The 11,695-nt window shown below is 69.3% G+C and carries 13 protein-coding genes; 8 read left to right on the forward strand and 5 right to left on the reverse strand.

Annotated features, from left to right (window positions below; translation table 11 throughout):
• Positions 1-59 precede the first annotated feature (59 nt).
• Complete coding sequence (locus AC3QL3_RS01020) at positions 60-2,363, reverse strand: winged helix-turn-helix domain-containing protein (RefSeq protein WP_492896385.1); 2,304 nt, start codon at positions 2,361-2,363, stop codon at positions 60-62.
• A 64-nt stretch (positions 2,364-2,427) separates the two neighbouring features.
• On the opposite strand from AC3QL3_RS01020, the gene AC3QL3_RS01025 reads away from it, so the two are divergent.
• The gene (locus AC3QL3_RS01025; protein ID WP_492896386.1) at positions 2,428-2,898 is read left to right on the forward strand and encodes a hotdog family protein; all 471 of its coding nucleotides are present in this window, start codon (positions 2,428-2,430) and stop codon (positions 2,896-2,898) included.
• Positions 2,899-3,033: 135 nt separating this feature from the next.
• The gene (locus AC3QL3_RS01030; protein ID WP_492896388.1) at positions 3,034-5,133 is read left to right on the forward strand and encodes a M13 family metallopeptidase; all 2,100 of its coding nucleotides are present in this window, start codon (positions 3,034-3,036) and stop codon (positions 5,131-5,133) included.
• Positions 5,134-5,172: 39 nt separating this feature from the next.
• On the opposite strand, the gene AC3QL3_RS01035 is transcribed toward AC3QL3_RS01030, so the two are convergent.
• Positions 5,173-5,838 (reverse strand): hypothetical protein, encoded by a 666-nt coding sequence (locus AC3QL3_RS01035; RefSeq protein WP_492896389.1) that lies wholly within the window; start codon positions 5,836-5,838, stop codon positions 5,173-5,175.
• Between the two features lies 1 nt (position 5,839).
• Positions 5,840-6,349, reverse strand: a complete 510-nt coding sequence (locus tag AC3QL3_RS01040; RefSeq protein WP_492896390.1) for an RNA polymerase sigma factor — start codon at positions 6,347-6,349, stop codon at positions 5,840-5,842.
• Positions 6,350-6,460: 111 nt separating this feature from the next.
• On the opposite strand from AC3QL3_RS01040, the gene AC3QL3_RS01045 reads away from it, so the two are divergent.
• The 4 genes from AC3QL3_RS01045 to AC3QL3_RS01060 all read left to right on the forward strand — a co-directional run bounded on the left by AC3QL3_RS01045 (position 6,461) and on the right by AC3QL3_RS01060 (position 8,579).
• Positions 6,461-7,183: a hypothetical protein gene (locus tag AC3QL3_RS01045; RefSeq protein WP_492896391.1), complete on the forward strand. Its 723-nt coding sequence runs from the start codon at positions 6,461-6,463 to the stop codon at positions 7,181-7,183.
• A 64-nt stretch (positions 7,184-7,247) separates the two neighbouring features.
• On the forward strand, positions 7,248-8,078 hold the full coding sequence (locus AC3QL3_RS01050) for a helix-turn-helix transcriptional regulator (protein WP_492896392.1): 831 nt from the start codon (positions 7,248-7,250) through the stop codon (positions 8,076-8,078).
• 91 nt (positions 8,079-8,169) lie between these two features.
• Positions 8,170-8,340, forward strand: coding sequence for a hypothetical protein (locus AC3QL3_RS01055; RefSeq protein WP_492896393.1), 171 nt, complete (start codon positions 8,170-8,172; stop codon positions 8,338-8,340).
• Between the two features lie 89 nt (positions 8,341-8,429).
• Positions 8,430-8,579: a hypothetical protein gene (locus AC3QL3_RS01060; protein WP_492896394.1), complete on the forward strand. Its 150-nt coding sequence runs from the start codon at positions 8,430-8,432 to the stop codon at positions 8,577-8,579.
• A gap of 55 nt (positions 8,580-8,634) precedes the next feature.
• On the opposite strand, the gene AC3QL3_RS01065 is transcribed toward AC3QL3_RS01060, so the two are convergent.
• On the reverse strand, positions 8,635-9,225 hold the full coding sequence (locus AC3QL3_RS01065; RefSeq protein WP_492896395.1) for an NADPH-dependent FMN reductase: 591 nt from the start codon (positions 9,223-9,225) through the stop codon (positions 8,635-8,637).
• Positions 9,226-9,244: 19 nt separating this feature from the next.
• Positions 9,245-9,823: a LysE family translocator gene (locus AC3QL3_RS01070; RefSeq protein WP_492896396.1), complete on the reverse strand. Its 579-nt coding sequence runs from the start codon at positions 9,821-9,823 to the stop codon at positions 9,245-9,247.
• A 59-nt stretch (positions 9,824-9,882) separates the two neighbouring features.
• Between AC3QL3_RS01070 and AC3QL3_RS01075 the strand changes: the two genes are divergently transcribed.
• Positions 9,883-10,827 (forward strand): LysR substrate-binding domain-containing protein, encoded by a 945-nt coding sequence (locus AC3QL3_RS01075; RefSeq protein WP_492896397.1) that lies wholly within the window; start codon positions 9,883-9,885, stop codon positions 10,825-10,827.
• A gap of 53 nt (positions 10,828-10,880) precedes the next feature.
• Positions 10,881-11,612, forward strand: a complete 732-nt coding sequence (gene fabG / locus AC3QL3_RS01080; protein ID WP_492896398.1) for a 3-oxoacyl-ACP reductase FabG — start codon at positions 10,881-10,883, stop codon at positions 11,610-11,612.
• The last annotated feature ends 83 nt before the right edge of the window (positions 11,613-11,695 follow it).

Genomic DNA, 11,695 nt, shown 5'->3' on the forward strand with positions numbered 1-11,695 from the left:
CGCGTCGGTGCGCATGTAAAAAGCGTGTATCGGGCGTTGTGCGGACTTGTCGCGGCGGTTCAGCGGCGCGTCGCGACGACGTCGCGCACGCTGCGCTCGCCGGCCAGCCGGCGCGCACGCTCGATCGCGGCGGCCGCCGCGGCGTCGCGGCCGAGCGCGCTGTAGACCAGGGCTTCGCTCCAGGCGGCGCGCATGTCGCGTTCGGCCCACGGCGCGATACGGCCGTTGACCGAGGCGGCCTCGTCGCTGCGCCCGGCGGCGATCAGCTCGCGCACGTAAGGCAGGCCGACGCGGACCATCTCCTCGGGAATGCCGCGCGCGGTCGCGCGCGCCATCGCGTCGGCGTAGCGGCGCAGCGCGTCCTCGCGTTCGCCGGCGGCCGCGGCTTGCTCGGCCTCGGCCAGCGCCAGCAGCACCGCGGTGCCGGCATCGGGCACCGCCGCCGCCGCATTCCACTGCCGCAGCTGCGCGAGCTCGCTCGCGGCGGCGGTCAGATCGCCGCCTTGTTGCAGCGCCCGCACGCGCACCAGTCTCGCTTGGGCGTATTGCTCGCGATTGCGCGCCTCCAGATCGGGCGTCAGCGCGGCGGCCGCGAGTTCGGCCGCCCTGGCCGTGTCGCCGCGTGCCAACGCGATTTGCGCCGACAGCGAGTCGCCGAGCGCGCGCGCGAGCGCGTCGGCGCGCGCATCGCTGCCGTCGCGCAAGCCGGCGAGCAAAGCATCTGCCTCGCTCAGGCGGCCGACGCCGAACAGCGCAGCGGCGCGCGCGAAGGTGTATTGCCAGCGCTGGCGCGGATTGCCGGTGGCGGCCGCGGCCGCTGCGAAATGCTCGCTGCTGGCGAGCGCGTCGGCGTGGTCGAGCAGGGCGAGCTGCGCTTCGACCAGGACGATCTCGGTCGCCGCCAGCGCGTCGGCCGCGGCGTAACGCTGCAAGCGGCTGCGCACGTCCAGCAGCAGGGGCAGCGCGGTCGCCGGCTGCCCGCGCTGCATCGCGTTGATGGCGAGATTGAGGTCGACGGTGGCGACCCCGAACGGATCGTTGCCGAGCTCGTACAAGGTGCGGGCGCGGCCGTAGTCGGCCGCCGCACGTTCCAGCTGCAGGCGCTCGGCGGCGACATTGGCCAGACCCATATGAGCGGTCGCGAGCACCTCGGGCTCGGCATCGACCGGCAGGCGCGCCGCCTCGGCGAAGGCGGGTTCGGCCGCGTCGAAGCGGCCCTGGCGCATGGCCGCCGCGGCCAGCGTGTTGAGCGTGCGAGCGCGCAGGCCGGGCGGCGCGTCGGCCGGCAGCCGTTCGAGCAGGCGCTGTGCCTGCTCGCGGCAGCCGTCGTGGTCGCCCGAGAACAGCGCGACGCGCGCCCGCGCCAGCGCGATTTCCGGGCTCGCTTGTAAGGCCGGCGGCGCCTGTTCGATCACCTGCCGGGCGATGTCGAGCTGGCCGCTCAGCACGGCCGCGTTGACGCGCTGGCGCAAGGTGGTGGCGACGCCGCGCTCGTCCGGCGGCGGTGTGTGGCCGAGTTTGATCAGGAGTTCATCGGCCGCCGCGCGCGCGGCTTGCAGCGCATCGTCGGCATGCGTGACGACCTCGAAACTGCGTGCCGTGCCGGCGGCACGCAGGCGCACGGTCCACACCTCGTGCGCCAGCTCGGCGGTGGCGCGCACGCGCCAAGCGGCCGGCAGCGCGTCGGGCGCGTCGTCGGCGCCGCGTCCCTTCAGCAGCGCGACCACGGTTTCGCTCGGCGTCGTCGCCAGGCCGCCGCGGCGCAATTGCGTGGCGAGCAGGTCCATCAGGCCCAGGCGCAGCCAGGCCGATTCCTCGCCGGCCTCGATCGTCACCGGCAGCACCAGGGCCGACAACGGCGGTACTTCGGCGAGCGGCACCGGCGGCGGGCGCAGCCGCCACGTCGCGAGGGCGATCAGCGCGAGAGCGGCGAGGAGTGCCAGCGCTACCGCGTAGCGGCGGCGACCTAGCGGCGGCCGCGTCGCTGGTGCGGGCGCGGCGTGATCGGTCGGTTCGGCGGCCGCCGTCGCGGCCGGCTCGTCTTCATGCGCATCCAGCGCCATCACCCAGCGATAGCCGAGCCGCGGCACCGTGCGGATGTAGCGTTGCGCATTGCCGTCGTCGCCGAGCGCACGGCGCAGGCGCATGATCGCGTGGCTGAGCGACACCTCGCTGACGTCGACGCGGCCCCACACCGCGGCCGCGAGTTCGTCGCGTCCGACCGGGCGGTCGCGATGACGGATCAGATGGATCAGGCAGTCGATCGTGCTGAGCGGCAGGTCGATGCGTTGCCCGCTCTCGAACAATTCACGCGCGTGGGGGTCGAGCCGGAACGCGCCGAATCGAAAGAGCGATGTCGCCATGCGGTTAGGTTACCCGCAGGTTCGCCCGGCCGCATAATCGGCGCTGCTGTCTGCGCTGCCCGCCATGCCGACCGAAGTCCGCCCCGCATCGCCACTGCCCAAGTCCGAATGGGCCGCTTTGATCCCGCACGCCGGCGCGATGTGCCTGCTCGACGAGGTGGTCAGCTGGGATGCCAAAGGCCTGCACGCGCGCAGCGCCTCGCATCGCGCCGCCGACCATCCGCTGCGCAGCGACGGCCGCCTGCGCGCGCTGCATTTGTGCGAGTACGGCGCGCAGGCGATGGCCGTGCACGGCGGCCTGCGCGCGCGCGCCGCCGGCGAGACGGCCGAACCGGGTTATCTGGTGTCGCTGCGCGAGGTCGAGTTGCACGCCGCGCGCATCGACGATCTGCCCGATCCGCTCGACGTGCACGTGGAGCGCCTGCTCGACGGCGGCGGCAGTTGGCAGTACGGGTTTCGCGTCGAGCATGCTGGTGTGACGCTGGCCAGCGGGCGCGCGGCGGTGATGCGCGCTGCATCGCTTGCATCCGGCTAGAAGACGGCTCGGCGCACGGCTCGCCTCACGCGACACCAGCGGGGATAGATAGCCGAGCCATCGCGCAAGCGCAGCATGCGTTGCATGCGCCGTGCGCGCTACGCTGCACGCTTCTTCATGTCTGGGGCATTGCCGATGTCTTCTCCGCTGCTTCGTTCCGCCACGCTGTCCGTTGCGCTCGCCGCCGTGCTCGGCGCCTGTGCGCACTCCACGCGCCCGCCGGCGCCGCCGGCCGATTCGGTGGCGCCGGCGGCAACGGCGGCCAAGCCTCAGCTCGGCAGTTTCGGCTTCGACCTCACCGGGATGAACCGCAAGGTCGCGCCGGGCGACGATTTCTTCGAGTACGCCGACGGCGGCTGGGTCGAGCGCACCGAAATTCCGGCCGACCGTTCCAGCTACAACAGCTTCACCGTGCTCGCCGAGCAGGCGTTGCAAGACACGCGCGCGATTCTCGACGAGGCCGCTTCGGCCGGCGGCGCAAGCAAGATCGGCGACTACTACGCGGCTTTTCTGGACGAAGCCGGCATCGAGGCGAAGGGCGTCGCACCGGTGAGGGACGAGCTTGCGGCGATCGGCGCGATCAAGAACAAGCAGGCGCTCGCACGGACGCTCGGCGCTTCGCTGCGCGCCGACGTCGATCTGCTCAACGCGACCAACTACTACACCGATCACTTGTTCGGCTTGTGGGTGACGCCGAACCTGCGCCGACCCGATGCGTACGCGCCCTATCTCGTGCAGGGTGGTCTCGGCCTGCCCGATCGCGATTTCTATCTCGAAGGCGGCCGCATGGCCGAGCTGCGCACGCAGTACGCAGCCTACATCGCCCAGCTGTTCGAGTTGGCCGGCGTTGCCGATGGCGCCGCCAAGGCGCGGCGCATTCTCGCGCTGGAAACCGCGATTGCGCGCGTGCACGCCAGCCAGGTCGAGACCAACGACGTGCGCAAGGGCGCCAACGAATGGGCCGCGGCCGATTTCGCGCGTCGCGCGCCGGGGCTCGATTGGGCGGCCTTTCTCGACGCCGCCGGACTGAAAGAACAAGCGGCCTTCATCGTGTGGCAGCCGAAGGCGGTGTCCGGCATCGCGGCCCTGGTCGGCCAGCGGCCGCTGGCGAGCTGGAAAGAATATCTCGCCTTCCACGCGCTCGACCGCGCCGCACCGTACCTTCCGAAAGCATTCGCCGATGCGCACTTCGCGTTTCACGGCACCGCGTTGAACGGCACGCCGCAGCAACGCGAGCGCTGGAAGCGCGCGGTGGCGGAAACCAACCAAGCGCTCGGCGAAGCGGTCGGCAAGGTCTACGTCGAGCGGCATTTCCCGGCCGAGACCAAGGCGCACATCGAGGCGATGGTGAACAACGTCGTGGCCGCGTTCGGCCGTCGCGTCGACGCGCTGGAGTGGATGGCGCCGCAGACCAAGGCGCGCGCCAAGGCGAAGCTGGCCGGGCTGCGCGTCGGCGTGGGTTATCCGGAGACCTGGCGTGACTACAGCGCGCTGGAGGTGCGTCGCGACGACGCGCTCGGCAACGCGCAGCGCGCGAGCCTGTTCGAGTATCGCCGCAATCTGGCCAAGCTCGGCCGGCCGATCGACAAGGGCGAATGGTTCCTGCTGCCGCAGGAGGTCAATGCGCTGAACGTACCGATCGAGAATCGCCTGATCTTTCCGGCCGCGACCTTGCAGCCGCCGTTCTTCGATCGCGCCGCCGACGATGCGCTCAACTACGGTTCCATCGGCGCCACCATCGGTCACGAGATCAGCCACAGCTTCGACAACAGCGGCGCCTTGTTCGACGAGAGCGGCAAGCTCGCGAACTGGTGGACGCCGGAAGACTTCGCGCACTTCGAGGCCACCGGCAAGGCGCTCGCCGCGCAGTTCAGCGCCTACAAACCGTTTCCCGATCTCGCCGTCAACGGCGAGCTGACGCTGGGCGAGAACATCGCCGACGTCGCCGGCCTCGCCGCCGCCTACGACGCGTATCACGCGGCGCCGTCGGGCGTTGCGTCGGGCAAGCTCGACGGCTTCACGCCGGACCAGCGCTTCTTCCTCGGATGGGCGCAGGCTTGGCGCGGCAAGGCGCGCGAGCCGGCTCTGCGCAACATGCTCTTGACCAATGTGCATGCGCCGGGGCGCTATCGCGTGCAGACGGTGCGCAACCTCGATGCTTGGTACGGCGCCTTCGAGGTCAAGCCCGGCCAGTCGCTCTATCTCGCGCCGGAGCAGCGCGTAAAAGTCTGGTAGCCACCGCGCGGCGGGCGGCGCAAGGCCGCCCGCTGCGCATCATTCGCGTTCGAAGCGGGCGAGTTCGTCGAGCGCGGCTTGCGCGCGTCGGATGCCGCCGCCGGCGGCGTTGTCGTCGAGCCGGCGCCCGAAGGCGGCGCGGCGCGGCTGATGCGCCCAGCGGTGGAACACCCACGTTCCGACCAGGCCGACCACACCGATCGCGAGCTGGCCCCAGATCACCGACGGTGCGCGGTCGAGAATCGCGCCGCGCGTCAGCACGACCAAGAGCGGTGCGGTCAGAAACCACCACGGCAATCCGAGCAGCATGCCGCCGATGAGATAGGTGCGGCGCAGCTTGAGCAGCTTCTGCTGAATCGCCAGTACCGGCGCCGAGTAATTCACGCCCGCGATCAGCCCCTGCATGATTCCGCCGAGCACGATCAGGCCGATGCAGTAGGCGTGCAGAAGAACGCCGCAGACCTTCACCCACAGATCGTGCGTCGACGCCGGCGTGGTCCACAGCGGCAGCAGCCAGAACATCGCGACCGCGCCGATCAGCATGCCGAGCGCCTGCCCCAGCACGAGCGGGCGCAGGCCGCGGCGCATCGTGTCCAGGCGCTGCGTCTTGAGCAGCTCGAAGCCGAGCGCGTTCTGCTGCTGCAGGCGGCGGTCGAGGGTTTGCCAGGCGTGCTTGAGGTCGTCGAGTTCCATCGCAGGGTTCATCTCATTCACCGAGTTGTTGGCGGATACGATTCTTCAGGCGGCCGATCTTGGTCGCGACATTGCTCTCACCCAGGCCCAGCACATCGGCGATTTCGCGCAGCGGCCGCTCGTCGAGATAGAGCAGGAGCAGGGCGCGATCGAGCGGATCGAGCGCGGCGATGCAGCGGTGCAGGGCGCGGATGCCGTCGTCGCTCTCGCGTTGTGGGTCGAGGTCGACCGACGGCTCGGCGTCCAGCTCCTCGAGCGTCAGCGTGGTACGGCGCGCGTGACGGCGGACGTAGGAGATCGCGACGTTCAGCGCGACGCGGTACAGCCAGGTCGAGAACGGCCGCGCCGCATCCCAGGAAGGAAACGCCTGCCACGCCTGTGCGCAGATCTCCTGCACCAGGTCCTCGCGATCCTCGACGCGCCGGCCGTAAGTGTTGGCGACCTTGAACACGATGCCGCGATGGCTTTCCAGCAGTTGCTGGCAGCGCTCGCGCAACAGGCCGCGCGGTTTTCCGATCAGCACGCCTTCCACCTCGCCGCTCCCGCTCTCCGATACGGAACCATGATTCGCGCGAGCGTGCAAAAAATCACAGCCGGTCGCGAACCTCGCGCGGCACTGGTTTAGGATGGCGCCATGGCGTTCTTTCGGATCGGAATCGGCTTGCTCTTCGCTGCGCTGTCGGCGCCGGCCTGCGCGGCCGCGACGACGGACGACACGCGTTTCAAGTTGACGCCGTCTTGGTACGCCGACAGCGACGGCGACGACGCCTGGGATCTGAACCTGCGCGCGGACTTTGGCGATCAGAAAGCCTGGCTCGGCCAATATCGGGACCAGCGCGACTTCCGCCAGACGCGCGCGGGCTACGAGTACGACCCCGACTTCGGCTGGGTCAACCTGTCCTTGTCGGCACAGGCTGCCACGCGCGGCTTTCTCGGCGGTTCGGTGCAAGCGAACGTCGGCGGCGACCACTACGTCATCATCGGCATCGGCCGCACCAATCTGCGCCCTTACTACAACCTCAACTTCGATCCGAACGATGCGATCACCTTCGGCGTCGGCTCGAGCACCTTGCTGCCCCATGGCGAGATCTCGCTGTACCAGGTGCGCGACGATCGTCTGCACACCGGACAGCAGAACACGCACGCGCTGCTGAAGCTGCATCTGGGCGAGCGCTCGCGTCTGACCGTCGACGCTTCTTACAAGCGCGGCCGCGCCGACGACGGCGTGATGGTGCACGGCGGCGGCCTCTCGCTCGAGTACGACTACGGCCAGCTCTTCTGCAAGCTCGCGCGCGAGCAGGCGGTCAACTTCACGCACGTGGATCAGACGCGGATTTCGCTCGGTCTGCGCTTCTGAGCGCGACGCGCCGTGCGCGATCGGAGTATCGTGCCTCGCTCTTGCTGCCGCGGTGGACGCGCTCGTGTCGGAACTGTCGGTCCGGACGCTGCTGAAGACGCCTACGCTCGCGATCCGCGACGTCGTCTGCAGCGGTCATTGCCGTCATCGCAGCGCCGAAGAATGCTCCAGCCAAACGCACCTGGTGTTTCCGTATCGCGGCGTCTACGTGCGCCATCTCGGTAGCGACGACGCCGTCGCCGAGGCGAACCAGGTGCTGTTCTTCAACCAGGACGAAGGCTTTTCCGTCAGCCATCCGCTCGCCGGCGGCGATGCGTGCCTGGCGCTCGCGCTGGAAGAACCGTGGCTGCGCGAACTCATGCCGGCCGGCCGCTTGCGCGAAGGCGGCACGCTCGCGTTCCGGCGGCAGCGTTTGCGCATCGATCCGCGCGCGCAAGCCTTGGTCGCGCTGCTGCGTCACAGCCTCGAGCGCGGCGTGGCGGAAACGCTGGAAGCGGAAATCCTGGCCTTGACTCTGTTGCGCCGCGCGGTCGGCGAGCGCACCTCGCACGCAGCCGCTGCCAGCAGCGGTCGGCAGAAGCTGGTCGATCGCGCCAAGCTGGTGCTGAGTTCGGATCTGGCGCGGCGTTGGACCTTGGCCGAGATCGCCGCCGAAGTGGGGGTATCGCCGGTCTATCTCACCCAGGTCTTTCGCCAGGTCGAGGCGATGCCGTTGTACCGTTATCAACTGCGCTTGCGGCTCGCGCGCGCGCTCGACCTGCTCGACGAGTACGACGACTTGACGCGGCTGAGCGTCGATCTCGGTTTTTCCAGCCACAGTCATTTCAGTTCCGCGTTCCGCCAGGCCTACGGCCGCACCCCAGTGGAGTTCCAACGCGCCGTGCGTCCGCGCTGAACGCAACTCGCTAAAGTTTCCGACAGCGGCGACTGCCACCTGCATGGTCTCCTGTGCATGCCCGATCTGCGGGCGCATGTGGAGAGAGAAGGTGAACGAGAAGACTTGTGCGACTCACGACGGCCGTCGCAATGCGCGCGAGGCGCGGACATGCAATGGCACCCAGCGCCGCAGCGGCCGCAGCTTCGGTCCGTGGCACGGATTCCGCTTCGATCCCTCGCCGTGGCGTGCGGCGCAGCCGTTGTTCCGCGTCCGTGGCTGAGCGCGTCGCTAAAGATTTTGACAGCGGCGGCGGCGTGGAAAAGGTTTCCTATCCACACCCGGTTTCCGGGTCCATCAGGAGTGAGAATCATGACCGCAAAAACGTGTGCCGCCTGCGACTGCGAGTTGGATGCCGGCTCGATCAAGGTCGAGATCGCAGGCAAGACGGTCGAGGTGTGTTGCGAGGAATGCGCACAGGCCTTGAAGGAAGCGCATGGCGCCGCACGGGCGTCGAGCTGAAGGAAGATGTGGCGATCGGGGCGTGGTGTCACGTCCCGATCGCGAGTTTCACCGATCAGGCGGCCGATCGAGTATCGACGCGCAGCGCATCGATCCAATGTTCGAAGGCATCGAGCAATCGGCGCAACGAAGTTTCGCTCGCCGCATCGGTCAGGACGCCTCGTGCATCGAATGCTTGCGCGGCATCGCGTACGAACAGCATCGGCGCGGGCAGTACGTTGGATTCGCACGCCGCCAGCGTCTGACGCAAAGCCGCTTGCGCCAAGCGCGTGCCCCAGCGGCCGCTGCTGGCACCGAGGATCGCCGCCGGCTTGCCGGCCAGCACTTCGGTCGGAGCGGGCCGCGACAGCCAGTCGATCGCATTCTTCAGCACACCGGGAATCGACTGGTTGTATTCGGGGGTCGCGATCAGGAGCCCATCGGCGCGCTCCACCGCAGCGCGCAGCGCACGGACACCGGCAGGGCCTTCGGGATGGTCGCGTTCGAGATCTTCGTCGAACAGCGGTACTTCGCGCAGATCGAGCAGTTCGATGCGCAAGCTCGCCGGCGCGATGCGTGCGGCGTGTTCGAGCAAACGGCGGTTGTGACCTTGGCGACGCAGACTGCCGGGAATCGCGGCGATGCGCAGCGGCGAACGAGGGGACATGAGCTTCTCCTGAGAAAGATCAAAACGGCAGCAGGGCGTAGGCGCTGATCATCAGCGCCAGGCCGAAGCCGCGATCGAGGCGGCGGCGCGCGGTCTCGTTGCGCAGCAAGCGGCCGAGCAGACGGCCGCCGGCAGCCCACACCAATAAACAAATCGCGGGAATCGCGAGCACCAGCGGTACCAACCGCAGCCAGTGCAGAGGGGAGTCGTCCGGCAACGCGGCGACGAGGGTCAGCATCATGACCCAGCCTTTCGGATTGGCCAGCTGGAACGCGACCAGCGCCGGCCAGCGCTGCGGCAAAGCGTCGGAAGTGCTCTCGCCGTCGCGCGGCAGCACGAGCCGGAGGCCGAGCCAGGCGAGATAGAGCGCGCCGATCAACGTCACCGCGTCGCGCAGTGCCGGCACGCTCGTGAGCAGCGTGCCGAGGCCGGCACCGGCGATCGCCAGCACCAGCAGGCTGCCGAGCAGGATCGCGCCGATCGCAGGCACGGCGTCGCGCAGGCGCTCGCTCGCGGCGCGCATGACGATGAAGTTGTTCGGTCCCGGTGTGATCGCGGCGACGACCAGGGTGGCGGCAATGGCGACGATGGGATGCATGGATTTCTCGATGGCTGGGTGGTCTAGGAATGGACCGTTGCTGTTTCATAGCGGTCGATGTGAGCGCATTTTCTGCGCCGAAGACGGTGCGTGCCGGCACCGATCGGTCTAATATCCAGACCATGAAGGAGCTTCCGCTCAACGCGCTGCGCGCGTTCGCGCTGGCGCAGGCGCACGGCGGCGTGCGCGCCGCCGCACGCGAACTCGGCGTCGCGCATTCCTCGGTCAGCCGGCATCTGGACGAACTGTCGCGCTGGCTCGGCGTCGCCCTGTTCGAGCCCGGCGTGCGCCGCGGCTGGCAGCCGACGCCGCAGGCGCGTGCGCTCGGCGACAAGGTGCTGGCGTCCTTGCGCGAGATCGAGGCCGCCAGCGCGGCCGTGCGTGAGACGCGTTCGCCGTTCGCGGTGACGATCTCGACCACGCCGTCGCTGGCCGCGCGTTGGCTGCTGCCGCGGCTGCCGGCGCTGGCGCGCGCGCATCCGCGCATAGAAGTTTCGGTGCTGGTCGGCCAGCGCCTCGACGATTTCACGCAGGGCGAGATCGATCTGGCTCTTCGCATGGGCGCAGGCCCGTGGCCCGGCTTGCGCTGCGAGCCCTTGATGGACGATGCGCTGGCGCCGCTGTTGAGCCCGGCGCTGTGGAAGGGACACGGCAGTCCGCGCGATCCGGCGCGGCTGCAGGACCTGCCGCTGCTGCACGATCGCGACCCGCAGACCGGCTGGGAGCGCTGGCGCGAAGCCTTCGGCCCGCAGCGCCTGCCGCTGCAGCGCGGGCCGCGCTACGCTTCGTCCGACCTGGTGCTGCGCGCGGCCGTGCAGGGACAAGGCGTCGCGCTCGCGCGCTTGCGCCTGGCGATCGAAGAGATCGCGGCCGGCACGTTGCTGCGGCCGTTCGGCGCGCGCGAGGTAGCGCTGCCGCAGGCGTACTGGATCGTGCGGCCACTCGGCGTCGAACGTGTTGCGGTGGCGACGGTGGTGGACTGGCTCAAGCGGCACCTCGATTGAGCCGCAGCGGAAGGACCGAAAACGTAAGGACCGAAAACGTAAGGACGACAGACATGCAGACTCCCACGCGGCGCGCCCTGGTCACCGGCGGCAGCGGCGACATCGGCGGCGCGATCGCGCAAGCGCTGGCCGCCGACGGCTACGAAGTACTGGTGCACGCCAACTCGCAGCTGGCGCGCGCCGAGGCGGTCGTTGCGGCGATTCGCGCTGCCGGTGGTGCGGCGCAGGCGCTGAGCTTCGATCTGGTCGACGGCGCGGCGACGCGCGCGGCGCTCGATGCGCTGCTCGAAAGCGGACCGATCCCGCTGCTGGTGCACAACGCCGGCATCCACGACGACGCGCCGCTGGCCGGCATGCGCGAGGAGCAATGGCGACGCGTGATCGACGTGTCGCTGCACGGTTTCTTTCACGTGACCCAGCCCTTGCTGCTGCCGATGGCGCGTTTGCGCTGGGGGCGCATCGTCTGCGTGTCGTCGGTCGCGGCCGTGCTCGGCAATCGCGGTCAAACCAACTATGCGGCGGCGAAGTCGGCGCTACACGGCGCGGCGAAATCGCTGGCGCGCGAGATGGCGTCGCGCGGCATCACCGTCAACGTGGTCGCGCCCGGCATCGTCGCCGGCCGCATGAGCGCTGCTGCGTTCGGCGAAGCGGAGATCAAGGCGCTGGTGCCGGCCGGCCGTGCCGGCACGCCGGAAGAAGTCGCCGCGCTGGTGCGCTTCTTGTGTTCGGACGCGGCCGCCTACGTCAACGGTCAGATCATCGGCGTCAACGGCGGCATGGCGTGATGCACGGCACACTCGAGCAACGCCACGGTCACGGATGTTTCATGCGCGCGCGGCAAAGTCGATCGCGAAGGGGGCAACATCAT

Source organism: Dokdonella sp. GW821-FHT11D02, assembly GCF_058808595.1.